Genomic DNA, 25,170 nt, shown 5'->3' on the forward strand with positions numbered 1-25,170 from the left:
TTATTCTCCTGTTAGTGGATTATAAGCAGTTACACAGAGTTTGGGAAACTCCCAGTGCATAGCACTCATGACAGCTATTGCTACCTTGTTTTCTTTCCATAGAGCGTCGATCTGTCCTTTATCTTCCATTATTTATCTAAAAAGCAGCGCTAAGTCGGATTTTACGCATAAAAAAAAGCCTCACTATAAAGTGAGGCTTTTTGCGCTTTTTCAAGCCATATTTGGAGCGGGAAAAGAGATTCGAACTCTCGACCCCAACCTTGGCAAGGTTATGCTCTACCACTGAGCTATTCCCGCTTATTATCGAATCATCGTATTGTTAACAACTACTCCGTCTCGATAGGCTGGCTATTTTAGCAAATATTCTGTGGGTGTCAACACCTTTTTTAAAATTTATTCCCAATATTTTCGATATAGCGCTATATCTCTCGGCCAATGCAGCATAAGCATTTGATTTAAAAACAGGAATTATTTTTAAATCAGCACCGATAATTTCTTATTAAAAATATGACAATGGCACGCTAATCCCTTGGATTAACACTTATCAATGTGACTGCTCTTCATCATTTAAGCATTAAGCTAACTTTAGCGTGTTTCTAACAATGAGAATTCTGATGAAAAGATGAAGTGCAAGGTTACTCCATCATTCATTTTCTCTATTTTATTTACAATCATACGCTCTATTGTTACTTTTTCTACCTTGGTTTTAGTGAGCCAACCTTATTATACTAATTTACAATAACGGCTCAGGTAGATTGTGGTCTCTCTAGGTGAGTAGACCATCATAAAAGAACCATAACAAATAGCGCCATCATATATAGTCTCCTGCCCTGCTATTAGCTTTGTTTGATTTTACTTTCTATTATTTATCGAGAGGATGTTTTTTATGAAAAAACTATTGACCACTACCGTGATGGCGGCTTCACTGTCAGCGCTCACATTAACAGGCTGTACCAGTACGACCAACACAGGTGCTGTTGGCGTTGACCGTCAGCAGCTGTTATTGGTTTCTAGCGAGCAGGTATTGCAACTGTCAGCACAGAGCTATGCCAAAACACTACAAGAGGCAAAATCAAAAGGTCTACTAGACACCAATAGAGCTCAACTCAACCGTCTAAAAAATATCGCCAACCGTTTGGTAGGCCAAGTTGGTGTCTATCGTCCAGACGCTGCAAAATGGCAATGGGAAGTCCATACCATCAAATCCAATCAGCTGAATGCTTTTGTGATGCCAGGCGGCAAGGTGATGTTTTACACAGGTATTATCGATCGTCTAAACCTAACTGATGATGAGATTGCAGCAATCATGGGTCACGAGATATCTCACGCGCTACGTGAACACTCGCGTGAACGTATCTCGCGTGAATACGCGACCCAGACAGGTATCGGTGTTGCTGCTAGTATCTTTGGTCTCTCACAAGGTCAAGCACAGCTTGCAAGCGTTGCTGGCGACTTAGGATTGAGCCGTCCACACAGTCGTACCCAAGAGAGTGAAGCTGATCAAATTGGACTTGAGTTAATGGCACGCGCAGGCTACAACCCACAAGCGGCCATTACCTTGTGGCAAAAAATGCAACGGGCCAGCCAAGGCGAGCCACCTCAATTTTTGAGTACTCACCCAGCAAGCAGTAACCGCATCTCTGAGCTACAATCACTCATGCCAAAAGTGATGCCACTGTATCAAAAGGCGCGTCGTTAATACGTGACTTAGCGTATTAATCTTCGACTCATGAAATGCGCAAATACCAAAAAGCAAAGTACAGACTCTGAGCTGCGCTTTGCTTTTTTACTTTTATTATTGGTGGTGTTCTAAAAAGTATGCTGGCGATAAAAGTCAATAAAAGATCTATGCTAAGTTATCTGATTCTATAGGGCTTTCAAGGCTTCAAAAATTGTTCAAATTTTAATCAGCATACTTTTTAACACACCACCTTATTATTTATGGTTGTCACAGTTTAAGAGGGCTTAAAACGCGCGCTATACTGGTTTCTATGTCTGCTATAATGCCCTCAGAGATCACTTGCAAATTGCCAAATGACATTGTGCAATACACATTGAAGGATTGTTATGAGTACCACACCGACTGCCGATGCACTTCACACTGAACTACAAGCGCTAGACCCTGAGTATATTGAGTTACTCAATGAGTCGATGGCTCATGCTGGTTATTTTGAAGGTAAAGAAAGTCACTTTAAACTCACTATCGTCAGTAATGTATTTGAAGGCAAGCGCTTGGTCGGACGCCACCAGCTCATATATGGCTTGGTCAATCCCCTACTAACGTCACAAGGTGGTCACGTACATGCCCTAGCCATTCATGCCTATACCCCAACCGAGTGGCAGGGCCATAGCCCAGATAGCCCATTGTGCGCGGGCCAAAACAAATAGCCGACTATAAAATCTGACAATAAAGCATTCTAAACAAACCGATACTCTGCGACTCTATGGAGAGCACTACTCGATGAAACACCTACATATGTTAATGGCGGTACTGACCGTTGTGTTGTTTTTATATCAAAGTTATCTGGTACTAAGCGCAAACAGACGTGCGCCACGTGTGGTCAAGATCGCCACTCATATTATCTATGCACTACTGATCTTATCAGGCGCGGTAATGCTGATGCAGCTGATGAGTGTTAATGCGCCTGTACAGTGGGTATTTGCCAAAATCATCTTGCTTATCGCAGCGATCAGCTCAAGTATCAAAGCCTTTAATGCTCATGCAACCCCAGCTCAGAGAAAAGCAGGCATTCTCATTGCGTCTGTTGCTTATATCGGTATTGTGATACTTGCGTTTGTCAAACCAGCGAATTTATTCTGATAAATATTAAAGATTGGCGAAAGTTTACACTGACTTGATGAAATGCAGACTCTCGCGTGTTCTGTCGTTACTAATAAGATAACAAAATACTCGAATATTCATATTTTTCAATATCTTAATCATACGAATTTTGCTATCTTAAGTAGATAAAACACCATCACTTAGCCTAATGGAGCCATTATGAAAACGTTTAGAACAGCGACGCTACTGGCAGCAACTGGCATTCTTGCGCTCTCAGGCTGCGCCTCTACTGGCAATGTCACGCCGCAATATGTGCCACCAAGTACTTATCAAAACTATGACTGTCAAGCGCTGGGCCAAGAGTACAATCGTGTCAACCGTTATGTTGAGGCTGCCCGCAATGAGCAATCTACTTTTGCAGCGTCCGGCGTGGGCGTGGGGATTTCTGCAGGGCGCTGGGGTATCTCGCCCAATATCAGCTTAGGCGTGGGCAAAAGTAACAACACCAAAGCGCGTGACGCAAAATTATCAAGGCTTTATGGTGAGCGTGATGCCATCGTACAATCTGCCCGTATCCAGCGTTGTAGCTTTGCTAATGGCATCAAAATCTATGGTGAATGAGATTAGATAAAGACACCCGACCGACAATACGATTAAATAATTGCCATGAGCAATAAAAAAGCCAATACGCGCTAAACGTATTGGCTTTTTTGGTTAGGGCTTTTGTGAGCATCTGGCCTCAGACTACGCCTGCAAGCTTTGTACCCACTGGATGATTTGGTTGCTTGGTAGTGCGCCTGATTGACGCGCGACTTCTCTCCCATCTCTAAAAGCTACCATTGTCGGCAAGCTGCGGATATTGTAAGGCGCTGCCGCTTGCTCGTATTTATCCGTTTGCACTTTGGCAAATACCACGTGCGGCAGTTGATCCGCAGCCGTTTTGAATTCTGGTGCCATCATAATACAGGGCTGACACCAACTTGCCCAAAAATCCACAATGGTCAATACGCTATTCTTCTGAATCACTTTATTGGCTGTCTGTGCATTCAGCTCCTGCGGGTTTGCTGTCAACAATGGCTGACCACACTTGCCACACTTCGGTGCAGCGCTTAGCCGTGCAGCAGGAACACGGTTGGTGGCTTGGCAATGCGGACATACGATATGAAAACTTTGCTCACTCATCATCTGTTTCCTATTTTAATTGTTCTGGCGCGTCTTGAGCGCTTTGTATCAACAATTTTAGCATAATCATTTATAGATACGTGCCTACTCTACAGCGCGATACGATACATCACCTTTTTTAGTCATGACGCACTTTTATTTATTCTCCAAGTACATTGATGGGTACTTTTAGATAACGCGTGCCGTTGTCCTCTGGCGCGGGAAAATTCCCTGCATCGATATTGACCTGTACTGCTGGAATGATTAGGCGCGGCATATCCAAAGTCGCATCGCGGCGCTCACGCATCTGCACGAACTCTGCTTCATTGATACTGTTTTTGACATGGATATTTTCTAATTTTTGGGCGGCAACGGTGGTCGTTGGGCAATGCTGGCGACCCTTACTAGGATAATCATGACACAAGTACATCACAGTATCTTCAGGAAGTGCGAGCAGTTTTTGGATAGACTGATAAAGCGTCTTTGCATCACCGCCTGGGAAATCACAGCGAGCGGTACCCACGTCAGGCGCAAACAATGTATCGCCGACGAAGACCACTGTTTTCTCATTATCAGATGCCATATAAGCCATATCAGCACGAGTATGACCTGGCACATACATGGCTGTGATTGTAATACTGCCGAGCGCTAACGTCTGACCGTCGTCTGTCAAAATATCAAACTGACTGGCATCCGTGCGAAAGCTGGTATCGAAGTTGAATATCTGCTTAAATATTTTTTGTACTTCAGTGATGTACTGACCGATGACCAATTGTCCACCAAGGTTTTCTTTGACATGGATCGCCGCCGATAAATGATCCGCATGAGCGTGCGTCTCAATAATGTATTTCAGCGCCCAACCGCGCTCACGTACGAACTCAATGACCTCGTCAACGCTGCTTGTGCTCGTCCTGCCTGATTTTGCATCAAAGTTTAATACTGGATCAATCATGGCACATAGCTGCTGCTCGACATCAGCCAGTACATGTGTGTAAGTTTCTGTTTCGTGATCTAAAAAAGAATGAACTTGCATGGCTGCCTCTTTGTCTATTTATGAGTGTTGTGGCAATGTGGTTTTTATATTCAATTAACGCTTAAGTATGATATTGAGTCGTATATAATGATTGCATATCATTACGATTTATTTGTTATTACTAATATAGCAACTGCAATACATTTTATCAATTTATATAATGTAAATAATGATATCTTGCTATGCAGTGCGATATCATTGATAATTAACCCTATGTTATTGAAAATAATACGGCATTGACTGCCCTATTATATAAGGAGCTTATTCTGGTTACTTCTACTTCATCAATGAGTACATCTACTCACAGCGCTAACCATGATACGTCCTCGGATAGCGCCGACTTTTCATCTATTGATCTTGCCAAACAAATGCAACAAGCATCGATGCAGGCCAGTCAATTACTAAAGTCGCTCTCTCATCCTGATCGCCTACTTTTACTTTGTCAGTTGACACAAGGTGAGTACTGCGTCGGTGAGCTTGAGGGGTTGGTTGGTGTTGGGCAGCCAAGCTTGTCGCAGCAACTGGGTATCTTGCGTAAGGATGAGCTGGTTGCCACTCGCCGTGAGGGCAAGCAAATTTACTATCGTATCGCAAGTGATGATGCTTTAGCCGTATTAGATCTGCTCTATCAGAGATTTTGTGCCAAAACCGAATAACGCCATACTCACCTGATTATTTTATGCCGCTTCTTGTCTTGGTGATGTATTGATATGTCTTCTATCGCTGCTCGTCTGATTCCTACTTGGTTGCGCCATTACCCGCTTGCCGCATTACCGACTGATCTGGTCGCAGGACTGGTGGTGGGTATTTTGGTAATACCACAAAGCCTAGGTTATGCGGTACTTGCAGGATTGCCACCTGTATATGGTTTGTATTCGGCGATCGTACCTGTGCTGGTCTACGCTTGGCTTGGCTCTAGTAATGTACAAGCTGTCGGACCTGTTGCCATTACCGCGATCATGACAGCGAGTGGTCTACTGCCTTATGCTGAGCAAGGCACAGAGCAGTATGCCCTGATGGCGAGTTTATTGGCATTGATGGTAGGCGCATTGCTGTGGATTGCAGGGCGGCTAAAGCTTGGCTGGATCATGCAGTTTATCAGTCGCGGGGTCTCAGCAGGTTTTGTGAGCGGGGCGGCGGTGCTGATCTTTGTCAGTCAGCTAAAATATCTGATGGCGATTCCCATCACAGGTAGCAGCTTGGTTGGCTATTTATCTACGATGCAGCATTATGTGGGTCAGTTGCATCCGCTGACCTTACTCATTGGTGTGATCGCATTTGCGCTGTTGGTTGCCAACCGCTACGCGAGTCAATGGGTATGGCGAACGTGGTTATCACCATCCTATGCAAAGTGGGCGGAACGCTTGTTCCCACTGGTCTTGTTGGTTATTGCCATTATTCTGAGCATCATATTGCACTGGGGTTCGCTAGGGGTTGCGACCATTGGTCGTATCCCGCATGGTCTGCCAAGCTTTACACTACCGCACATGGCAGATTTGCAAGAAGCGCTCAAGCTCTTACCGACCGCAGGATTGATGGCACTGATCGTCTTTGTCTCTAGCAGTTCCGTTGCCAGTACTTACGCACGCTTGCGCGGTGAGAGCTTCGATGCCAACCATGAGCTGACGGGTCTTGGTCTTGCCAATCTATCTGGCGGACTGTTCCAGAGCTTTGCGGTCGCAGGTGGCTTTTCACGCACGGCGATCAATGCAGATTCTGGAGCAAAGACCCCCCTTGCCAGCCTTGTGACGGTGCTGGTAATGATTGCCGCGCTGATTGCCTTTAGTAATGCACTTGCACCGCTCCCCTATGCGTTACTCGGTGCAACCATCATGGCTTCTATCATTGGTCTGATAGATATTGCGACTTTAAAGTCTGCTTGGCAACGCGATCGCTTGGATGGGGCTAGCTTTTTGGCAGCGTTCGTCGGTGTGCTTATATTTGGGCTAAATACAGGTTTGGTCATTGGCCTAATGGTGTCATTCGCCAGCCTTATCTGGCAATCGAGTAAGCCACATGTGGCCATCGTGGGACAGCTGGGCGGTACCGGACACTTTCGCAACATCAATCGTCATGACGTTGTGACGTTTGATAATTTAGTGATGCTGCGTATCGATGAGAGTCTGTTTTTTGGCAATAGTGAATCGGTACACCGCCGTATTCTAAATGCCATGCAGCAATATCCAGCAGCGCAGGAAATTATTTTGATCATGGCCGCGGTCAATCATATTGATCTGACAGCACAAGAGATGCTCAGTACCTTAAATAAAGAGCTTGCGCTGCAAAACAAGCGCTTACATTTTAGTTTTATTAAGGGCCCTGTCATGGATATCATCGGGCAGACACCGCTCATTAGTGAGCTGTCAGGGCAGGTATATCTCAGTACGTTAGATGCCGTCGATGCCTTGAAGGACATTTAGCTGCGTCATTATTTTTGTACCGCGCTTTTAATCTCTACTGTCGTCTATCGTACAATATCGCTATGATAGAGCCTGTGTTATGCTAGAGCGACTAAAAAGAGGTAATAGTAATAGGTCAACCATGCCTATCATGCCATTATTTCAGCCTCAGCAAGGCTTGAGCGTCTCTTGATAGCGGTTGCCACAGCCTCAATAATAAAAACATACTAACGACGATAATTGACCCTATATATGACCGATGACCTAACGATTTATAAGCAAATCTATCCAAGCCAATGTATCAAAATTGCCGAGCTTGGCTACCGCTCTGTGCTCAATATACGTCCAGATGCTGAGATCGAAACGCAGCCTAACAGCTGTGATTTGGCAACTGCCACGAAAGAAGCAAACCTAACCTATCATCATCTACCATTCGATGATGAGCGCTTGAGTATGCTGACCGTAGAGCAGTTTGCTGAGTTTTATCATGCGATGCCAAAGCCCATATTGATGTTTTGCGGTACGGGCGCACGCGCCAAACTGCTGTATCAAAGCGCATTGATGCAGGGCTTGCTATAGCCTCGATTATCGCTCTCGTTGAATGAGCAATTATTTTATAACACCCACCGAACCAATAAAAAAAGGAGCTCTTATGAGCCATGAAGTTAGCTTTACTGGCCAGATTACCCCTGATCAAGTCCCTATGATTGCCGAGAATGGCTTTAAAACCATCATCAACAACCGTCCTGATGGCGAAGAGCCTGGTCAACCAACCAGTGCAGAGATTGAAGCCGCTGCTAAAGAAGCAGGACTTGCTTATAAAGAGATTTCATTCTCAGGTAATGGCTTGACGCAGCAGCATGTCGAAGCATTTGCAGATTTCTTTAACCAAGCTGAGCAGCCAATGCTTATCTTTTGTCGTACAGGTAACCGCTCAAACGGTATCTATGAAGCCGCCAAGAAAATGGATTTATTAGACGATTAGTCTTTCGCCAAATTAACGAAATGTCCTACTTAAAACTGAAAACGCCCGTCCAAATATTGGATGGGCTTTTTTTGGGATCTCCTTTAAATGATGGAGACATCGCTCAAACTACAGACTGGTTAACTTTTGACATTGAGTACATAATCAAAAGTCACTGTGATCGTTGAATAGGATTTAAACATGCAAAAACCACTACTGATTATCGGCAATAAAAACTACTCCTCTTGGTCGCTACGGGCGTGGCTACTGTTAAAAGCGTTCAATGTTGACTTTGACGAGCAGCGGATTGAATTGTTTGATCCCTCAGCCCGCCCAATACTTGAGGCGCACTCACCAACAGGAAAAGTCCCTGTATTGGTCTACGGTGAAGGCAATGAAAAAGTAACTGTTTGGGATACGTTAGCCATTGCGATACATATTCATGAGTATTTTACGGATATCAATATTTGGACGGGTATCAGCAAATCTGACACCAGCACCCAACATGACATTCAAAGTAAAATAAATAGCGCTTATTGCCAAAGCATCATTGCTGAGATGCATTCAGGATTATCAGCTATTCGTAATGAGATGCCGATGAATATCAGAGCAACTGCTAAAATACACCCAAGTGAGGCGTGCTTATCTGATATTGCTCGTATTGAGGCTATTTTTGCGGATTGCTTAAAAGGACGTTCACCATACAGCTATTTGTTTGGCTCGTTTACCGCAGCTGATGTTTTTTTTGCCCCAGTGGTGCTGCGTCTACATACCTACGCCAACGCCTCTGGTTTAACACTACAACCAACAACCCAGCAGTATTGCCAGACCATGATGGCGAACCCGCATATCAAGACTTGGACTCAAGCAGCACTGCAAGAAACACGGATTATCGAAGAAGATGAAGCAGGTGAGATCATCGCACTATCAGGTGTGTTAGCGAGCTAATAGATTTATACAAAAAAACCACTTCAGCTTAGCCAAAGTGGTTTTTTGTTTGATAAGACTTAAAGCATAACGTATTACTGCTTTTGCTCTAATGCCTCTTTTACTGCTTTTTTGCCCCATGCACTCAGATCGAGATCCAATTTCTCATACTCTTGTGCATCGAATAATGGCTCTTTGACGCCTGATTTTAATTGACGAGCAAAGTCATCAAGCAGACGCTTGGCACGCGGGAACAGCATAATCAAAGCGAGCAAGTTGGCAAGTGCCAGTACGCCCATCAATGGATCGGCGAAGAAGAACACGCTGGTAGCTGCTGGAGCGACTGCGCCCAAGAATAAGATCGCAACCACCACAACACGCAACACCAAGGTTGCCGTTTTGGTATTCTTCTTAACCAAGAAGTTGATCGCATTTTCGCCCATGTAGTAGTTATACATGATCGAGCTTAATGCAAATAATAGTAGCGAGATGGTCAGCACATACTGTGACCAATTACCCAGCTGCGCGGTGAGCGCTTGCTGCGCGAGTACGATACCATCAACTTCGGCACCTGGCTGATAAACGCCGCTGAGCAGAATCATAAATGCCGTGGCACTACAGACAACGATGGTATCGATAAATACCGACAGTGACTGCGAGATACCTTGGCTGACTGGATGCGTGGCATAAGCGGTCGCCGCGATGTTAGGCGCAGAACCCAAACCTGCCTCATTAGAGAACAGACCGCGCTTCATGCCTTGCTCAATCGCCACACCGATACCGCCGCCGACAACAGATTCAATACCGAATGCATTTTTGACAATCATCGCCATCAATGCAGGCAGATCGGCGATATTCAACACGATGATAATTAGTGCCATCCCAATGTAAATCAGCGCCATTACAGGAATCACAACGTCAGCGACTTTTGCAATACGCTGGATACCGCCAAAGACGATAAATCCACCCGCAACCACCAGTACCGCACCTGATATCCAGCGATCAATCCCGAAGCTTTCAAGCGCGGAACCTGCTACCGTATTACCTTGGAATGCGATAAATCCAATGGAAAAAGACAGTAGTAAAGCAATAGCATAAATGACAGCGAGCCAACGATAATCTTTACCTAAACCGTGTAAAATATAAGTTGCAGGGCCGCCGCGAAAGTTACCATCATTGTCTCTGCGCTTGTAAAGCTGAGCCAAGCTACATTCAACAATACTGGTCATCATGCCGATGAGGGCAACTGCCCACATCCAAAACACCGCACCTGGACCACCCAAAGAGATTGCAACGGCAACACCAGCGATGTTACCACCGCCAACACGTCCGCCGATCGACACGAGCAACGCCTGACGGGCAGAAATGCCGTCGTCTCCTACTTCGTCCGTCTTAAACACACGGAACATACGTTTAAAATATGTAAACTGAGCGAACCTGCCCACAATGGTAAATAATAAACCAAAAATAATTAACATAGGCACGAGTGCCCAGCCCCATGTTAGATCCCCGACTAGGGCAAAAAAAGATTCTATATATTCCATGCCTATTTTCCTTATAGTTCATGACGCTATGATAGGTTTTATTGGGCTTATTATCGCATCTAAGACACGCATTTGTAACGAAAATGGCGCATTTGTAATGTAAATGATGACATTTTTTGAGGAAGGTTGCTTTGTTCACTCATCCAAATGACTGCTTTTTAAAATTTAGGCGCTATTCTATAGAAAAATTGCGATACAAGCGAAAAAAAAGCCACCTCAATTAAGGTGGCTTTTTCTTCTGATACTGAAGCTTACTGCATAACCAAATATTCAAATGCTGCCAATGCTGCTTTACTGCCCTCACCCATTGCAATGTTGATCTGCTTGAAGGGTACAGTGGTCACGTCGCCGCAAGCAAAGATGCCTTTGCGATCGGTGCGGCAGCGCTCATCAATCTCAATCTCGCCAAAGCGGTTTAAATCGACAAAGCCTTTGACAAATTCAGTGTTTGGTACGAGACCGATTTGTACAAACACACCTGATAAATCACGCTCATGTGTCTCGCCTGTGCTGCGATCTTGATAGACGATGGACGATACTTTGCCATCAGTCGCCTTGATCTCTTGCGTCGCCGCACCAGTGATGAATTCAATATTAGATTTTTCTTTGGCTTTATTGATCAATACTTGGTCTGCTTTTAACTCATCAGCGAACTCTAATACAGTGACGTGCTTGACGATACCTGCCAAGTCAAGCGCGGCCTCAACGCCTGAGTTACCACCGCCGATCACTGAGATGTCTTTACCTTTGAAGAATGGACCGTCACAGTGGGCACAAAACGCCACGCCTTTACCGATATTTTCTTCTTCGCCCGGTACGCCAAGCTTACGCCACTGGGCACCTGTCGCCAAGATAATGCTACGAGTTTCAAACGTCTCGCCGGTATTTAGGTTGATGCTGTATTTTTCTTCTTCTGTCTCACCGATGTCCTTCACACTCACATGCTCTTTTAGCGTGATATTGTACTCAGACAAATGCTTGACAAAGTTGGTCGACAAATCGGTACCATTGGTTAGCGGTACTGAAATCAAGTTTTCAATATCTTGCGTGTCTTTGACCTGTCCGCCGATACGATCAGCAACCATAGTCACTTTTAGGCCTTTACGCGCGGTATAAATGGCTGCCGCAACCCCTGCAGGGCCTGCACCGATGATAGTCACGTCTTGCTGCTCTAGTTGCTCAGCATCGTCTTCTACGTCTGCCAACAGATCAGGAAACTGTTCTTGTAGTTTTCCAATCAGTTTGGCAGTATCAATCAAACCATTGGCAAATGGCTTACCATTTAAGAATACGGCTGGTACGCCTTGGATTTTATTGGCTTCTACTTGTTCTTGGAATAGCGCGCCATCGATCATCTCATTGCTGATACCATCGTTTAGTAGCGCAAATTGATTCAAGGCCTGAACCACTTCTGGGCAGCTATGGCATGATAGTGACACGTAGGTCTGAAACTGTAGCGGCTTGTTGAAGCGTTTGACTAGCTTTTGGATACCTTCATCCAACTTTAACGTATGACCACCCGCTTGCAAAATGGCTAGGATCAATGAGGTAAACTCATGACCACCAGGAATACCGCTAAAGACGATACCTGTATCGGCTGGTTCATCATCAATATGACTTACCACTTTAAAGCTAATCGCGCTAGGCAAACTGTCATCGATAACCTGCTCATCGAAATTGATTTTGTCAGTCGTATCCGCAATTTTGCTCAAAAAGTCGATCAATTCAGCGCGTTTACTGTGCTCACCGCTACCCAATACAAAAGTAATCGGGCGCGTCATGTTTTCGCTATATGTCTTAACTGCGTCTAATAAATTTTGATCTATCATGTTTGTTCCTCATTATGACTGAATATGTAACGGCAACTATCGAACTGCCTGTTTAAATATGAAATGCTTAAAATGGATAATTTTGTATAAAACATTATATGTATCGGGCTTGTGCCCTTGAATGTCCCTATTATCAGGTGTTTGGCGCGTTTGAGCAAGCTGAGAAACTCAAACCTTAAATTTGATAAAACCAATCGTTAATAGGTATAATTAATTAAATACAAATCCACTTGCAAATAATAGCCGTGGTATACGAACTCTTTTTTCGCTACAATCAAATGAGTCCGATAGGAATAATTCTTATTTATCTGACTGATTATTGGCTTTTGTATATGCCTACTAGCAACGCTTTTACTGATAATTAATAGTGTCGATCTTGAGCAAGATAGCGTGTTGACTCTATAGTGTATTGATTTCATAAAACCAAGCGTTGTAATCATAACAACAATGCGCCGCGGCTGATAAACAGCGCACGCTTAATAACAAGGATGAACACATGAGAAAGACTGATACGTTGCAAGACAACAGAGAAATTATCGCCGAGCTGAGACAAAAAGACAGCCACTTTGCGAGTATTTTTGATGAGCATACTGAGCTTGATCAAAAAATCAATCAACTCGAAAAAGATCTAGTCAAGCATACCAGCCGTGAGGAAGAAATAGAACAAATGAAGCGGCGCAAACTTCACCTTAAAGATGAGATTTACAAAGCTATTGAAAAGAACAAACCTCACGCCTTAAACCAATAACACCTATTCTTTATATATAGAACTAATTGTCGTTAAGACCAAATTACCGCTTATATGGGTCGTTAAATCATTAACTAACACATAAGCGGCTATTTTTATCTTTAATTGTTTTCGGTCAATCAATGACTATCGGTATAGCTATTGATTACTTAGCCCCCGATAATCTCACCACCATTCACATGAATGACTTGTCCTGTGACATAGCTTGCATCATCACTCGCTAGGTATAGATAGGCAGGCGCAACCTCATAGGGCTGACCGGGACGCCCCATTGGATTGTCTTTCCCAAAGCTCTCGATCTCATCAGGCGTGAATGAGGCCACAATGAGCGGTGTCCAAATTGGACCCGGTGCCACGCCGTTGACGCGAATGCCTTTTTTCTCAGTGGTCAAATTGGTTGCCAATGCACGAGTAAAGGATAAAATTGCGCCTTTAGTCGATGCATAATCAATTAAACGCCCGCTGCCACGATACGCAGTAATCGACGTAGTATTAATAATGCTACTACCTGCTTTCAGGTGCGGTAGGGCAAATTTACTTAACCAGAAATGCGGGTAGAAATTGGTATGAACGGTTTTGTCGAACTGTTCGGTACTGATGTCCGTTAGTGACTTTTGCTCAACCTGCATGCCAGCATTATTGACCAAGATATCGATTTTACCGAATTCAGAGATGGCTTTATCAATGAGATCTTTGCAATTGGCTTCTTTTGATAGATCTGAGGCTACTAAGACACAGCGTCGATCATAAGATTCGACATGCTTTTTGGTCTTGTTGGCATCTTCGTCTTCGCATAGATAGCTGGCCACTACGTCTGCGCCTTCTTTGGCAAATAAGATAGCAACCGCTTGCCCGATACCACTGTCGGCACCAGTAATGATGGCAACTTTTCCTGCTAGCCTACCGTTTGGATAGTCACGCGGTAATGTTTCAGGGGTTGGCGTTTGCGCTTGCTGTGTTCCGGGCAGTGACTGCTGCTGATCTTTTGGACGATCGTTCTGAGATGACGTATTATTACTCATAATAACTCCTTTTCATTAACACGATTTTATTATCCATATTTACATAAAGGTTTCGTTGAAAAAAATACGCGTTGCTTTATTTCTCATATCCTTTATGCGCTTTTGATTGTTTCGTTTTCGAACAACCAAGGCTTTCTTATCAACCTTTGTTAATAGCATAGCGGTACGATAAAAAAATTCGAATAGTCTTGCGTGACAGATTGTGGTAGCGATGTAATTAATACAATCAGATAAAACGAATAGTAAATAATGTTAACAGCTACCATCATTTATGTAATGTAAGTAGGTTTGTATACAAAAAATTATTTAATTAATCAAAAAAAAGACCATACCAGTAATGACTGATAGGGTCTTTTTTATACTTCAAATCTAAGCTTCAAATACTATCTTTACAGAATCACTATTTGTATTCTTTTGCTTAGATTTTACCAACTAGGTCAAGACTTGGCTTAAGTGTATCGCCGCCTTGCTCCCAAGCTGCTGGGCAAACTTCACCGTCGTTTTCACGAACGTACTGAGCGGCTTTTACCTTACGTAGCATATCTTTTGCGCTACGGCCGATACCGCCAGCATGAATTTCTGCTACTTGGATCAGACCATCAGGATCTACTAGGAACGTACCACGCTCTGCTAGACCTGCTTCTTCAATCATGACATTGAAGCCGCGAGTGATTTTACCAGTAGGATCGCCGATCATTGGATACTGTACTTTGCCGATCGCTTCTGAAGAATCATGCCATGCTTTGTGCGTGAAATGCGTGTCAGTTGATACTGAGTATACTTCGACACCAAGACCTTTTAGCTCGTCGTAATGAGCGGCCATGTCTTCAAGCTCAGTTGGGCAAACAAAGGTAAAATCAGCTGGGTAAAATAGGAAGATCGCCCAGTTGCCTTTTACGTCTTCTGAAGTGATGGTTTTGAACTCACCGTTTACATAGGCATCGGCTGAAAATTCTGGGATTGCTTGATTGATAATAGACGCCATGATTGGCTCCTCTCTTGTTAAGTAAATTAAAATTATTTATAGGGATTTTTTAACTAGCCCTTTAGCTTTCTGGGCTACCCGATAAACTATACGCGAATTCTATAGTTAATCCAGTTAAAAGTTTTTAATGTGATGTTTTGTTTTATTAAACTTGTTAAACTATTCTCTCTATATCCTATCATTGGTACATAACTGGTAATTTGCTGCCTTATAGAGGCTTACTGACAGGATAAATTACATTAAAAACCCATTAAAAGAGAGGTTTTATGATTACTTTACGACAACTTGAGTTTGCGCTAGCCGTGGCCAAACATCGTCACTTCAAACGTGCTGCCGAAGATTGTAATATTTCGCAGTCTGCCCTGAGCTTGGGTATCGCAGAATTAGAAAAACAGCTAGATACACAGATTTTTGAGCGCAATAACAAGCAAGTACTGATTACGCCTATCGGTCAAGAAATCCTCACAAGGGCACAGCGCGTGTTCTCTGAAGTGAGCGATTTGACCACGCGCGCCCATAGCCATCAGACACCGCTTGCCTATCCTATGACCGTTGGTATCATTCCCACAATTGCGCCTTACTTACTGCCAAAAGTGCTGCCTGCCCTGCGTGCTCAATATCCAGAGTTCCGCATGACGATCGTTGAGCAGCAAACCGAGCGGTTGCTTGAGCAAGTGCGCTACGGTCATATCGATACGGCTATCATTGCGCTGCCATATGCTGTAGATGGCCTGCACAGTTTTGAGTTTTGGAGTGAAGACTTCTTTGCCGTCTTTCCAAAAGACGATGTACATGCCAATCTTGATACCATCAGCGCTGACGAGCTAGCTACTGCCAATCTTATGCTCCTTGGTGAAGGCCACTGCCTAACCGATCAGACGCTATCTGTCTGTCATTTTGACCGTGCACAGATGAAGTCAAGCTTCTCGGATGCCAGCCTAAACACGCTGATTCAAATGGCGCTTGCCAATATGGGCACGACCCTAGTGCCTGAAATGGCACTCGATCAGTTGCACTTGCAAAACCAAAATGCTGTCGCTGTACCGCTGGCTGAAGACGGGCCACATCGCCATATTGCCTTTGTCACTCGTCTGAACTATGCGCGTGTCGATGATATCAGCTTGCTCGGAGAAGTATTTAATAAAGCGTTTAAAGATGCGGCTAATACAAAATAAATGGCAAGTGACAAAGGTTAACTATGAATGAATTGCCACCTATAAATATGGAGCTGAGCAATCATTTTTACTTATGCTTGTCTGCTCTCAATAGTGATGTGACACCAGACGACGCACAAGCTCTCTGGCAAGATATCTCTGTGCATTATGGTGAACCACAACGGGCTTATCATACCCTGAGTCATATTGAACAGTTATTGGTACAGTTTGACAGTATCAGACACCATCTAACTGCTCCGTATATCGTAGCGTTGGCTCTGTATTATCATGATGTGATATATGACCCAACACGCGCAGATAATGAGCAAAAAAGCGCTGAATATGCCGTAGGCGCGTTGAGTTCTTATCTAAGCCCAGAGCAGTGCCAAGACATCTATGCATTCATCATGATGACGGCCAATCATCAAATAGATGAGTCGATATATATTGTTGAATACCGTAGTGTTAAATACAGTGATGCGGCATACTTATTGGATATGGATTTGAGTATTTTGGGTGCGCCTTGGCCTACCTATGAACAGTATGCACAAGCGATACGTCAAGAATATGCACACGTCGCAGATGACAACTACCGTGATGGGCGCACTGCGGTATTACAAGGATTACTAGCGCATCCCAAACTCTATTTGACTGATTATTACTATAGCCAATTAGAAGCGCAGGCTCGGGACAATATCAAGCGCGAGCTTATTTCGCTCGCAGCTTTATAAATAACTCACTACCTTGCCGTGCTGGATGGGAATTATAGCTCGTCTCCATAATATCAATACCAAAATGGCTTTGAAAACGCTGCTGGTACTCTTCTTTAGTGCCACCAAATGGTGGTTCCTCTCGTTTAAAGTCAGTATCAAATAACAAACCAACCAGTTTGCCTTGTGGCTTTAGTAACCTTGCCATCTGCTGCACATACTCATCACGGCGCACTGGATTAATCGCACAAAAAAACGTCTGCTCCAGTATCCAATCAAATTGGTACTGCTCAGCTGATAAACTAAAAAAGTCTGCACAAATCAAATGCTCAGATGGGAAGTCGGGATAACGCTGAGCAAAGGCTTCAATCGGGGCTGGCGCAAAGTCAACCAACGTGACATTGGTAAATCCTTGCTCATATAGATAGCCTACCTCGTAAGCATTACCAGCACCTGGTACGAGTATTGCCTTGTCCTTGGCATTTTCAGGCAGCTGGTCAATATAAGCTTTGAGCGGTGGTGATACTTGTCCCATATCCCAGCCAGTACTGTTTTTCTCATAGCGCTCCTGCCAAAACTCAGCTTGATTGACGTTTTCCATCTGACATCCTTGCATATAAAATTGTATTTAAACGACACGATTTGTACCGTTATTTATTATCATATCAGTCTTATCAACATGTGTCGCCGTTTTAAATAGGATGAAAAAAGGGAGACAAATTACTCTCACACAGTGAAAGTCATTTAGATGGGAAAGTCGCTCAAAGAATTAATGGACTCATAGACGAAAGTTATTCTAAGGGTAGCAAAAAGCTTATCAGAACGATGTCATCAATGTATGGATCTCTCAATCCAACTGCCCTATCTTGCCTGCCAGTATATTATGCCATTGCCGATAATCTGGCATCGCACTCGCCACCGTTTGCCAAAATGCAGGGCTATGATTGGCATGATGCAAATGGCACAGTTCATGGACGATGACGTATTCGGTACATTCGATAGGATAGGCAGGAAGATAAACGGACAACCAAATTCGCTTCGCGCGCGTGTTGCAGCTGCCCCAGCGTGTGTGCATTTTTTTTAATCGTATCTCATTGGCGTGAACACCAACGATTGGCTGCCATTTCTCAAATAGCGACGGCATGACATCGGAGAGCTGCTGGCGATAGTAGGCAACTTTTTCACCATGACTTAAGGTAAGTGCCTGTACTTTACCCCATAGATAAATAGGCTGGTCAGCAGTTGTAAGGTCTGATGGTGCGCCTTGTTTACGTTGATGCTGTTCTAGCACTTGTGGATGGTGGTTAATCGCCCAAGACACTCGCCGCGCCACCGCGTCAGCAGCTTGTGAATCACTAATATGCAGTGGTACAGAGACCATCAAGACATGCGGCTTTAAGCGGAAATTGATGTTTTTGACACGCTTTTTGCTGATATGCAGCTCAATATCTGCCTGTGCGAGCTGCTCTCTAACATTGTCTAAACGGATTTCCAAGCTAATGTTTTATCTCCTCAATGGCCGTAACTGTACCGATGGCTACGTATTATAACGCTTGCAAATGGTTATCAAAGGACATCCTATGCAACTTACTATCCTTTATAATATGAGCATATTGTTCAGCATTGTTTGCGTCTAATCTAATTTCTGACGAAACACTTACTCTTAACGCTGTCAATTGCCCTTGCCCATCACTTACAATAAATCCTGATGACTCGATAGGATCGTCGACTTTGTTCGTTGATCTACTGGCACTGGATAAGACGGATGCCCCTGCACAATCTGGCAAGCTCACATCGTCAATCAACTCTCGAGTATGTAAGTCATAAATTGCCGCACAGCCACCAATCGGAGTGGTCACACAAAGCAAATTACGGTCGCTATCAACGGCGACGCTCGCAATATATTGATGAAAGCGTTGCCATTGATTGTTTGGCATAGTCAGTGGCGTAAAGCTAACATCACCGCGCTGGTGAGTCAGTACCAATGGCACATTGATATGCTTTTCGCCTTGGAACTGAATACCGATCATCACGGATCCATCATTGTGCATCGCTAAATGACGTATGCTCATCTGATTGTGCTCGGGAGTCACTTGCTCAAGCAATGCCCCGTCATGACGATTCAGGTAGACCAGCGATGGTCGCATAGTATCTAAATTTAGCTCTTCACGTGAGGCCTGCTCAGTCTTAATGCCACCGTTTGCAATGACTAGCGTTTCGCTATCAGGATGCATAATTAGCTCATGCGGGCCGATACCATAGGAGTCAAATTCTGCTACTTTTTTATAAGCGTTGTTAGCATCATAAACACCGATTTTACCTGCCAGACTCACTGTGTCATTCTCAGTTACGTAAAGCAATTTTCCATCTAAGCTATAACAAGCATGGCCGTAGAAATGACGATGTAAATCCGCTTTGATCGCATGTTGTACTTGTCCATTTGAGGTATCAAGCACCCAGAACCTTTCGCTTGGACGACGACCCATTACAACGACATCGCGCCTTTGGTCGACATTGCTATCCTGAACTTGAGATTCAGATACATTTGTAGGCTGAACAACGATGTCATGGACACGCTCAGGCATGGTCGTCTGCCAAACGATTTGCCTGTCGGCATCAATACCTACCACGCCAAAGTCATGCTCATTTTGATTCAATGACGCGTTATTTTTTGGCATAGAGGCAACGCCGCTGACCCAGCGAACAGGCCGTGCGAGCATGGTCGTCGTATGCACAGCAGTAAGATCAAGCACGTTACTCTCATCATCTATGACATGATGATAAGCCTGCTGCCATGTCACCGCTGCTTGCTGACAAGCATAGCGAAAGCTTTTAAGGTTTGGCGTTGACCCAGCGCCCGACTGTAATGCTTGTAACTGCGCTCGCATACCCGCCACATAATCTTGTAAACTGGCATCTGGATGCTGCTGCTTACGATAATGATGGTGAATACCGACCAGAGCCGCGGTGCCGACTGCCGTGAGCATTGACGTTGTCAAAAGCTCACGGCTTATTGAACTGGCTTTTGGCTCATTTGATCTGTCATGACGCTCATCGTCTGACACCGTATTACCTTTAGCAGTAAACATCACTTAATCGCCATCGGTGCTATTAAAGCCCACTCGGATACCGAGTGCTGGAATTAGCTCGCGTTTAATCAAGCGAGTAACGGTAGTGAGGTGGTCATATAGCGCCTGCTGATCGTCTTTATCTGCTTTTGATAAATCTTCTGGCATTTGTGCCAATAAAGTGGTCGTGTCAGCCAGTGCCGTCGATAGATTATTAGCGACTGTGCTCTCATCATTGCTATTAAGTATCGCCGTCAATACGGGATCTGTCATGGCCTTATTGATGGCATCTAGTTTTGCATTGATAATAGCACGGCTTTGACCAGCCGTAGCCGCTGGCAAATGACCTTTTGCTTTACCCGTCAGACCGAGCGGCTGGTCAATGGCGTTAGACTTCATGGTCTCAACCAGTGACAATAGCGAGTTAAACCATTGGTTCAAGCCTTGATCGCTCTCAGCAGACTTGTCTATCGCCAATAACTCAGTCGCGTTCTGCTGCCAGTTTTTCTCGATGTCTTTTAGACGCGTGCTCAAAGCACCACTGGCGCTAATGACGTAGGCGCATTGACCAGCATTTAAGCTCTCATTGACAAACAAGGCTTCTTCTAGTCCTGGTACACCCTGTACGATAGCGCTCTCGCCCGCGAGCTGCTCTGGCGTGAGTGTTGGATTGGCAGCGATCAGGTCGGCCACGCCGCTATGTACCAAGCCGCGCTCATCAGGATAATAGTTGATGTACAAATTGCTCATACTGGCAGTCGCAGGACCAAAATTAATCATCTCAGCACTCGACCACGCTTGTGCCAATACTAGCCACTGCGCGCGTAATGCTTGTAGCTCAGCGCCGCTGACGGGTGCTTGTTGACAATATTTCTGTGCCAATTCATTTAATAGATCACTTTGCTTTGCGGCATCAGCATACGCGGGAATCACGATATCATCTGCCACATGCGTCAAATACGTTTTTTGGGTCTCAGGGCTGATATCTACCGCAACGATCTGCGCAGTGCTTTTCTTACTGCTTTCTACTGAGCTGTCAGTAGCTGTATTGTCTTTTGCAACTTCTTGACTATCCATTTCTGCAGATTTGTTGTCGTCGGCAGGTTTAACACAACTGATCAGCAGCCCGGCACTCAATGCAGACAGCGCCATCGCCAAAGCGTGATTTATTTTCATAGATTTCTCGGTAATGTTATAGGTAGTAATTTATAGCGTTTTTATGCTGACTTTCTAATAGTGACTGTATTACAGTGACCTTATTATAGCGACTTTAAGAACGCATTTAGCTCGGCGCGACCTTGCTTGTCTAATTTCAATACTTGTTGCTGTTGCTTTTCTGCTTCTCCGCCGTGCCAAAGAACCGCTTCCATCAGCGTACGAGCGCGTCCATCATGTAAAAACGTCGCTTGTGGATCCACCGTTTGCGCAAGTCCCACGCCCCAAAGTGCGGGCGTGCGCCATTCATAAGAATTGGCTAAAAACTCAACTTGAGCGTCTTTGGGTGGAAGCTTACCTGCGATGGTACGATCAGCAAGGTCATCTCCCATGTCGTGCAGCAATAAATCGGTATAAGGATAAATCACTTGTCCATGCTGCTCAAGATGATCATCGTCAGTTTTTGGCAACTGATATCTTGGTGTATGGCAGCTTTGACAGCCCATGTCATAAAAACGCTTTTTGCCCGCCAGCACAAGCTTATCATCCGCATTACGGCGGTGCGGCACTGCCAAATTACGGGTATAAAACTCCACAAACTTGGCAACATCGTCGTTCACTTCAACGGGCGGTTTGCCATTGCCTTGCTCATCAGCACCTGTTGTCGCATTTAAGCAGACGGTCTGTGTCGGCATGCAGGACTCATGAGGACGAATATTTGACGTCAACCCCATGTCTTCGTTAAAGGCACTTTGATTTTGGGTAATCAGTTTGGTTTGACCGGCTTTCCAGCCAAAACGTCCAAGCGCACGTTTACCCGTCTGTGGATCCATCACCCAATTGAACTTACCACTGATGTCGCTATTGCTATTATCGTTCGCTTGTTTTTTAATATCGTCATCAGGTATTTGCTCTAGCAGCCCAAGTCCAATCATTGGGAGCGCCACTCGCGGTGATACCATCATTGCCTCATCAAAAGCGCCATAACCAGGGTTGGTCAGATTAAAGGTTGGCGCACGTAGCGTCTCAACATGACCATCAGCAAAGGTGACCGGCTTATCTGTCCACTGTACTGCAATTCTGGCTTCAGCAGGGACACCTTGGATACCTCGGTCTTGCAATTGCCCGCCATACATAGGGTGAACGACCTTTTCAATCAGCGAGTCCTGTAACTGTTGTCGCTGCTCATCCGTCGTTGCTGGCATCGATAAACGAAGCAATAAACTGTCCGCATCATCATCGGCAGACATGGGCGCATGACCACGACCGTCTTTGATATGGCAAGACTGACAAGCCGCCACATTGAATAGCGCACCAAGTCCATCTCGGCTATCGGTACTGGCAGGGGCGACCACCCAAGGCTGCTTAAAAAATGCATTACCAATGAAAAACGAGCCCTTGCGCGACGCTGTCAGGTTCGATGAAGGCTTAGAGTAGCTTTCAGCACTGGTAATACTGATACCAGAGTCACCACCCTGCTTGATCTCTTGCGGATCAAAACTGACCAGTTGCTGCATCGGCACGCCAGCCAGTGCTTCGATATTTTCGGCACGTTCAGAGGTGAGCGGATGCTCGTCTTCACTAGTATTTGCGGCATACTCACTATTTGAGGCGTCGTTAGACACGCTATCGGTTGGCTGACAAGCGCTTAGCGCCGCTGCACCCATCATGAGCAGTGCAAGCTTGGATGGCAAATTTTGTATTATGCTAGAGGAAAAAGGAAAAGCAGAGGATTTGGTATAAATGGCTTTCATAAACATCAAGCGCCTTAGTTTTGAGAGTAGAATCATAAAGTCGGTATCGATCACGTTGTCATTGGTATCGATAGTCTGGTTCAGAATATAGCCTTATTGGCCTATTTTGAAACGGATAAATAGACGTTGCCAACCATCGTTGATAACGTCTATTTACCCAACTGATCATTTTATCAAGGTACGTCTTATATAGATAATAAGCACCTTTTAGCTACTTGGTGTCTGCTTAAAACTGTGACCCCGCATCGGCATCAAGATTATCAATACCGACGGCTTTTGCAGCACTCTCGATACCAGTCGTCAGCTCTTTTAGGCTATTAATTCCTGCCTCTACCCAGCCGCGACGGATATTTTGCTCTTCAGCAGAAATCCCTTCTTGGCTGGCCTGACCGACCGTTGCAATCATTTGGTCAATTTTGATCCCTTCTTTCTCGCCCTTTTCAACCATGACGTTGAATGCACCTTCGACTTTACTAAAGTCAGCAGCCAATTCATCAGCTTCCTCTACATGACCGCTGTCAACGAGATAGTCTTTAATACCATAGCCACCGACTGTTTTACCAGCGACTGTCTGGTAGCTACCATTAAAGACATTTTGGATACCGCGGGCATTGTTGGCATAGCTGAGATGCGTCAAGTCACTAAAGCACTCATGCTCATCTTCGGTAGACCCTGTGACAAAAGCGACCTGCATACGCTCAGAAGCCAACTCACCCAATGCTAAACTACCCATTTGGTACATAATTTGACGCAGGCCATTATCATATTTACGCGCCATCAAATCACTGCGTAAAGTATTTTCGGTATCAGGCTGCCATTGGGCTTCCATCGCTGTCAAATCATCCACCAATAATTGAGTGGCGGCTTTTAAAAACTCACCACGGCGCTCACAAATACTGGCATCTTCATTGACCGTATCCCCGCTGGTACATTGTCCATCTTCTGTCATATAGTCGGTGACTGGGCGATTACCCGCGCCTTCTTTTACGCCATTGGTATCTTGACCCCATAGCATAAACTCAATCGCATGGTAGCCAGTCGTTACATTGGCTTCGCTACCACCAATCTCGTTCATTTCTGCAAGCAGCTCAGGTGTAATTGTGCTGGTATCTTGCTTGGTACTACCGACCGTAATGCTGTCGCTATTGATGATGTTTTCTTGACCGTTGTATTCGCCTTCATAGTCATCACTGACATAATCAATCAGCGCTTCATCTAGTGGCCAAGCATTGATCTGACCTTCCCAGCTATCAATGCTATTGATCGCGCGCTTATCATTTGCCGTCACAAACCCTTCATCAAAACGGAAAATTTCCGTCTGTGAGTACGGCTGGCGCGCAGCTTTATAGGCAGCTTTTGCCGCATCAAGGTTGGCTTGAGTTGGTGTCGCAACATAGGTATCTACCGCTGCTTGTAATGCCTTAGCAGTATCTAGCGAGTCTTTATAAGCGGCGTGTGCCATGTTTGCATAGCTGATAATCAGTCTATCAATATGTGCTTTTTCGGCAGCTGATATCTCTGTATTGTCGCCCGTTTCTGTGCTTACAACCTCTGTCTGCGTCTCAGTAGCAGCAGTGTCTTCTTCGGTTTTTTTGGTACAGCCCGATACCATTAACAATCCTGCAAGTGCAACAGCTAAAGTAGTTGGTAAAATCTTACGACGTGTTTCTGTGGTAATCGTCATACAAATCCTCAAAGAGATAGCAAAAGTCGTTTTGGTTAAATAGCTTCCATCATATCGATTATCAAATCACGCCTTAATCAGCTGATTTGATCTCGTATATTTATGCTTATCGCATATTAGCAAGCTTGTAACTATTGAATAATAAAACATTAACAAATTATAGTGTTATTGATAATCATTATCAATACTTAATTTTATGGTGGTGTTCTAAAAAGTATGCTGGCGATAAAAGTCAATAAAAGATCTATGCT

At 44.6% G+C, this 25,170-nt stretch carries 24 protein-coding genes and 1 tRNA gene; 12 read left to right on the top strand and 13 right to left on the bottom strand.

Annotation, left to right across the window (positions count from 1 at the left end):
• Positions 1–222: 222 nt before the first annotated feature.
• A tRNA-Gly gene (locus L0G63_RS08860) sits at positions 223–297 on the bottom strand.
• A 589-nt stretch (positions 298–886) separates the two neighbouring features.
• Between L0G63_RS08860 and L0G63_RS08865 the strand changes: the two genes are divergently transcribed.
• The 4 genes from L0G63_RS08865 (at position 887) to L0G63_RS08880 (ending at position 3,403) form a co-directional block, all read left to right on the top strand.
• On the top strand, positions 887–1,699 hold the full coding sequence (locus tag L0G63_RS08865) for a M48 family metallopeptidase (RefSeq protein ID WP_301450317.1): 813 nt from the start codon (positions 887–889) through the stop codon (positions 1,697–1,699).
• Positions 1,700–2,067: 368 nt separating this feature from the next.
• Positions 2,068–2,388: a BolA family transcriptional regulator gene (locus L0G63_RS08870; protein WP_301450318.1), complete on the top strand. Its 321-nt coding sequence runs from the start codon at positions 2,068–2,070 to the stop codon at positions 2,386–2,388.
• Between the two features lie 73 nt (positions 2,389–2,461).
• Entirely contained in the window at positions 2,462–2,821 is a 360-nt protein-coding gene (locus L0G63_RS08875) for a SirB2 family protein (protein WP_301450319.1), read from the top strand.
• Between the two features lie 180 nt (positions 2,822–3,001).
• Positions 3,002–3,403, top strand: coding sequence for a hypothetical protein (locus L0G63_RS08880; RefSeq protein ID WP_301450320.1), 402 nt, complete (start codon positions 3,002–3,004; stop codon positions 3,401–3,403).
• A gap of 123 nt (positions 3,404–3,526) precedes the next feature.
• On the opposite strand, the gene trxC is transcribed toward L0G63_RS08880, so the two are convergent.
• Together trxC and L0G63_RS08890 are read right to left on the bottom strand one after the other, a co-directional pair.
• Positions 3,527–3,964: a thioredoxin TrxC gene (gene trxC / locus L0G63_RS08885; RefSeq protein ID WP_301450335.1), complete on the bottom strand. Its 438-nt coding sequence runs from the start codon at positions 3,962–3,964 to the stop codon at positions 3,527–3,529.
• A 139-nt stretch (positions 3,965–4,103) separates the two neighbouring features.
• Positions 4,104–4,976, bottom strand: coding sequence for an MBL fold metallo-hydrolase (locus L0G63_RS08890; protein WP_301450321.1), 873 nt, complete (start codon positions 4,974–4,976; stop codon positions 4,104–4,106).
• A 287-nt stretch (positions 4,977–5,263) separates the two neighbouring features.
• Here L0G63_RS08890 and L0G63_RS08895 point away from each other — a divergent pair, with 287 nt between their 5' ends.
• The 5 genes from L0G63_RS08895 (at position 5,264) to L0G63_RS08915 (ending at position 9,287) form a co-directional block, all read left to right on the top strand.
• On the top strand, positions 5,264–5,632 hold the full coding sequence (locus L0G63_RS08895; RefSeq protein WP_240365425.1) for a helix-turn-helix transcriptional regulator: 369 nt from the start codon (positions 5,264–5,266) through the stop codon (positions 5,630–5,632).
• A 54-nt stretch (positions 5,633–5,686) separates the two neighbouring features.
• Positions 5,687–7,396: a SulP family inorganic anion transporter gene (locus tag L0G63_RS08900; protein WP_301450322.1), complete on the top strand. Its 1,710-nt coding sequence runs from the start codon at positions 5,687–5,689 to the stop codon at positions 7,394–7,396.
• Positions 7,397–7,627: 231 nt separating this feature from the next.
• Positions 7,628–7,954 carry a sulfur transferase domain-containing protein gene (locus L0G63_RS08905; RefSeq protein WP_058025715.1) on the top strand — a complete coding sequence of 109 codons (327 nt, stop codon included), beginning with the start codon at positions 7,628–7,630 and terminating at the stop codon, positions 7,952–7,954.
• A gap of 73 nt (positions 7,955–8,027) precedes the next feature.
• The gene (locus L0G63_RS08910) at positions 8,028–8,360 is read left to right on the top strand and encodes a TIGR01244 family sulfur transferase (RefSeq protein ID WP_301450323.1); all 333 of its coding nucleotides are present in this window, start codon (positions 8,028–8,030) and stop codon (positions 8,358–8,360) included.
• A 180-nt stretch (positions 8,361–8,540) separates the two neighbouring features.
• Positions 8,541–9,287, top strand: coding sequence for a glutathione S-transferase family protein (locus L0G63_RS08915; RefSeq protein WP_301450324.1), 747 nt, complete (start codon positions 8,541–8,543; stop codon positions 9,285–9,287).
• Positions 9,288–9,361: 74 nt separating this feature from the next.
• Here L0G63_RS08915 and L0G63_RS08920 read toward each other — a convergent pair whose 3' ends face one another.
• Positions 9,362–10,810 carry a sodium:alanine symporter family protein gene (locus tag L0G63_RS08920; protein ID WP_301450325.1) on the bottom strand — a complete coding sequence of 483 codons (1,449 nt, stop codon included), beginning with the start codon at positions 10,808–10,810 and terminating at the stop codon, positions 9,362–9,364.
• 251 nt (positions 10,811–11,061) lie between these two features.
• Positions 11,062–12,639 (bottom strand): alkyl hydroperoxide reductase subunit F, encoded by a 1,578-nt coding sequence (gene ahpF, locus L0G63_RS08925; protein ID WP_301450326.1) that lies wholly within the window; start codon positions 12,637–12,639, stop codon positions 11,062–11,064.
• Between the two features lie 496 nt (positions 12,640–13,135).
• Between ahpF and L0G63_RS08930 the strand changes: the two genes are divergently transcribed.
• Positions 13,136–13,387: a YdcH family protein gene (locus tag L0G63_RS08930; RefSeq protein WP_058025496.1), complete on the top strand. Its 252-nt coding sequence runs from the start codon at positions 13,136–13,138 to the stop codon at positions 13,385–13,387.
• Positions 13,388–13,536: 149 nt separating this feature from the next.
• Here the strand turns inward: L0G63_RS08930 and L0G63_RS08935 are convergent, their stop codons facing one another.
• Positions 13,537–14,409, bottom strand: coding sequence for a glucose 1-dehydrogenase (locus L0G63_RS08935; protein WP_058025495.1), 873 nt, complete (start codon positions 14,407–14,409; stop codon positions 13,537–13,539).
• Positions 14,410–14,827: 418 nt separating this feature from the next.
• Complete coding sequence (gene ahpC / locus L0G63_RS08940) at positions 14,828–15,394, bottom strand: alkyl hydroperoxide reductase subunit C (RefSeq protein ID WP_058025494.1); 567 nt, start codon at positions 15,392–15,394, stop codon at positions 14,828–14,830.
• Between the two features lie 266 nt (positions 15,395–15,660).
• Between ahpC and L0G63_RS08945 the strand changes: the two genes are divergently transcribed.
• Both L0G63_RS08945 and L0G63_RS08950 read left to right on the top strand, forming a co-directional pair.
• Complete coding sequence (locus L0G63_RS08945) at positions 15,661–16,569, top strand: hydrogen peroxide-inducible genes activator (RefSeq protein WP_301450327.1); 909 nt, start codon at positions 15,661–15,663, stop codon at positions 16,567–16,569.
• 23 nt (positions 16,570–16,592) lie between these two features.
• Positions 16,593–17,279, top strand: coding sequence for a hypothetical protein (locus tag L0G63_RS08950; protein WP_301450328.1), 687 nt, complete (start codon positions 16,593–16,595; stop codon positions 17,277–17,279).
• Here L0G63_RS08950 and L0G63_RS08955 read toward each other — a convergent pair.
• The 6 genes from L0G63_RS08955 to L0G63_RS08980 form a co-directional block, all read right to left on the bottom strand.
• Complete coding sequence (locus L0G63_RS08955; RefSeq protein WP_301450329.1) at positions 17,257–17,859, bottom strand: methyltransferase domain-containing protein; 603 nt, start codon at positions 17,857–17,859, stop codon at positions 17,257–17,259. The two genes, L0G63_RS08950 and L0G63_RS08955, sit on opposite strands and share 23 nt — an antisense overlap.
• A gap of 246 nt (positions 17,860–18,105) precedes the next feature.
• Entirely contained in the window at positions 18,106–18,753 is a 648-nt protein-coding gene (locus L0G63_RS08960) for a M48 family metallopeptidase (RefSeq protein ID WP_301450330.1), read from the bottom strand.
• Between the two features lie 49 nt (positions 18,754–18,802).
• A complete protein-coding gene (locus tag L0G63_RS08965) occupies positions 18,803–20,347 on the bottom strand; it encodes a DUF1513 domain-containing protein (protein WP_301450331.1) in 1,545 nt (514 codons plus the stop codon).
• 3 nt (positions 20,348–20,350) lie between these two features.
• Complete coding sequence (locus tag L0G63_RS08970) at positions 20,351–21,502, bottom strand: imelysin family protein (protein ID WP_301450332.1); 1,152 nt, start codon at positions 21,500–21,502, stop codon at positions 20,351–20,353.
• A gap of 83 nt (positions 21,503–21,585) precedes the next feature.
• Positions 21,586–23,235, bottom strand: a complete 1,650-nt coding sequence (locus L0G63_RS08975; RefSeq protein ID WP_301450333.1) for a di-heme oxidoredictase family protein — start codon at positions 23,233–23,235, stop codon at positions 21,586–21,588.
• Between the two features lie 226 nt (positions 23,236–23,461).
• The gene (locus L0G63_RS08980; RefSeq protein ID WP_301450334.1) at positions 23,462–24,919 is read right to left on the bottom strand and encodes an imelysin family protein; all 1,458 of its coding nucleotides are present in this window, start codon (positions 24,917–24,919) and stop codon (positions 23,462–23,464) included.
• Positions 24,920–25,170 lie beyond the last annotated feature (251 nt).

This window comes from Psychrobacter sp. (assembly GCF_030454045.1).
Lineage (GTDB): Bacteria > Pseudomonadota > Gammaproteobacteria > Pseudomonadales > Moraxellaceae > Psychrobacter.

Excerpts from the sequence above, each read along its gene's own strand:
- L0G63_RS08865 (WP_301450317.1), top strand. The coding sequence starts at position 887 with ATGAAAAAACTATTGACCACTACCGTGATGGCGGCTTCACTGTCAGCG.
- L0G63_RS08870 (WP_301450318.1), top strand. The coding sequence starts at position 2,068 with ATGAGTACCACACCGACTGCCGATGCACTTCACACTGAACTACAAGCG.
- L0G63_RS08875 (WP_301450319.1), top strand. The coding sequence starts at position 2,462 with ATGAAACACCTACATATGTTAATGGCGGTACTGACCGTTGTGTTGTTT.
- L0G63_RS08880 (WP_301450320.1), top strand. The coding sequence starts at position 3,002 with ATGAAAACGTTTAGAACAGCGACGCTACTGGCAGCAACTGGCATTCTT.
- trxC (WP_301450335.1), bottom strand. The coding sequence starts at position 3,964 with ATGAGTGAGCAAAGTTTTCATATCGTATGTCCGCATTGCCAAGCCACC.
- L0G63_RS08890 (WP_301450321.1), bottom strand. The coding sequence starts at position 4,976 with ATGCAAGTTCATTCTTTTTTAGATCACGAAACAGAAACTTACACACAT.
- L0G63_RS08895 (WP_240365425.1), top strand. The coding sequence starts at position 5,264 with ATGAGTACATCTACTCACAGCGCTAACCATGATACGTCCTCGGATAGC.
- L0G63_RS08900 (WP_301450322.1), top strand. The coding sequence starts at position 5,687 with ATGTCTTCTATCGCTGCTCGTCTGATTCCTACTTGGTTGCGCCATTAC.
- L0G63_RS08905 (WP_058025715.1), top strand. The coding sequence starts at position 7,628 with ATGACCGATGACCTAACGATTTATAAGCAAATCTATCCAAGCCAATGT.
- L0G63_RS08910 (WP_301450323.1), top strand. The coding sequence starts at position 8,028 with ATGAGCCATGAAGTTAGCTTTACTGGCCAGATTACCCCTGATCAAGTC.
- L0G63_RS08915 (WP_301450324.1), top strand. The coding sequence starts at position 8,541 with ATGCAAAAACCACTACTGATTATCGGCAATAAAAACTACTCCTCTTGG.
- L0G63_RS08920 (WP_301450325.1), bottom strand. The coding sequence starts at position 10,810 with ATGGAATATATAGAATCTTTTTTTGCCCTAGTCGGGGATCTAACATGG.
- ahpF (WP_301450326.1), bottom strand. The coding sequence starts at position 12,639 with ATGATAGATCAAAATTTATTAGACGCAGTTAAGACATATAGCGAAAAC.
- L0G63_RS08930 (WP_058025496.1), top strand. The coding sequence starts at position 13,136 with ATGAGAAAGACTGATACGTTGCAAGACAACAGAGAAATTATCGCCGAG.
- L0G63_RS08935 (WP_058025495.1), bottom strand. The coding sequence starts at position 14,409 with ATGAGTAATAATACGTCATCTCAGAACGATCGTCCAAAAGATCAGCAG.
- ahpC (WP_058025494.1), bottom strand. The coding sequence starts at position 15,394 with ATGGCGTCTATTATCAATCAAGCAATCCCAGAATTTTCAGCCGATGCC.
- L0G63_RS08945 (WP_301450327.1), top strand. The coding sequence starts at position 15,661 with ATGATTACTTTACGACAACTTGAGTTTGCGCTAGCCGTGGCCAAACAT.
- L0G63_RS08950 (WP_301450328.1), top strand. The coding sequence starts at position 16,593 with ATGAATGAATTGCCACCTATAAATATGGAGCTGAGCAATCATTTTTAC.
- L0G63_RS08955 (WP_301450329.1), bottom strand. The coding sequence starts at position 17,859 with ATGGAAAACGTCAATCAAGCTGAGTTTTGGCAGGAGCGCTATGAGAAA.
- L0G63_RS08965 (WP_301450331.1), bottom strand. The coding sequence starts at position 20,347 with ATGTTTACTGCTAAAGGTAATACGGTGTCAGACGATGAGCGTCATGAC.
- L0G63_RS08970 (WP_301450332.1), bottom strand. The coding sequence starts at position 21,502 with ATGAAAATAAATCACGCTTTGGCGATGGCGCTGTCTGCATTGAGTGCC.
- L0G63_RS08975 (WP_301450333.1), bottom strand. The coding sequence starts at position 23,235 with ATGAAAGCCATTTATACCAAATCCTCTGCTTTTCCTTTTTCCTCTAGC.
- L0G63_RS08980 (WP_301450334.1), bottom strand. The coding sequence starts at position 24,919 with ATGACGATTACCACAGAAACACGTCGTAAGATTTTACCAACTACTTTA.